A 565-nucleotide genomic window follows, 5' to 3' on the forward strand; every position below is an offset into this window, starting at 1 on the left:
ATTTGCTGATTGAGAATGCCCGACTAGTTAGCATGGAACGTGGTGAAGCAGGTTATTTACCAACGCCACCAGCCCGTGTTGGTATTCAAGCTGGTAAAATCGCGGCTATCAGTGCTCATCCAGTTGGAAGAGACACCCCTCAAATAGAAGCGCTTCTGTCTCCTCAACACTATTCGCAAACTATCGACCTACAAGGTCAACTTCTGACGCCGGGACTCATTGATTGCCACACCCACTTAATTTACGGGGGGAATCGCGCGAATGAATTTGAGATGCGCTTAAACGGCGTGCCTTATCAGGAAATAGCGAAGCAAGGTGGCGGTATCCTTTCCAGCGTAAAGGCCACTCGAGCAGCTACTGAAGAGCAATTAATTGAGCTCGCGTTGCCTCGTTTAGATGGTTTGTTGGCAAGTGGGGTTACGTCGGTTGAAGTAAAATCAGGCTACGGCTTGACGCTCAAAGACGAACTAAAAATGCTGCGTGCTGCAAAAGCCTTAGAACAAGAGCGTAACGTCAAGATCACAACTACCCTTCTTGCCGCTCATGCTTTACCGCCTGAATTTGA

The 565-nt window shown here is 48.5% G+C and carries 1 pseudogene; it reads left to right on the forward strand.

From position 1 onward, the window contains the following. Positions 1–2 precede the first annotated feature (2 nt). Positions 3–565: pseudogene (locus tag R7044_RS27125) on the forward strand (imidazolonepropionase); the annotation flags it as partial.

This window comes from Vibrio sp. 1402, from assembly GCF_033340275.1.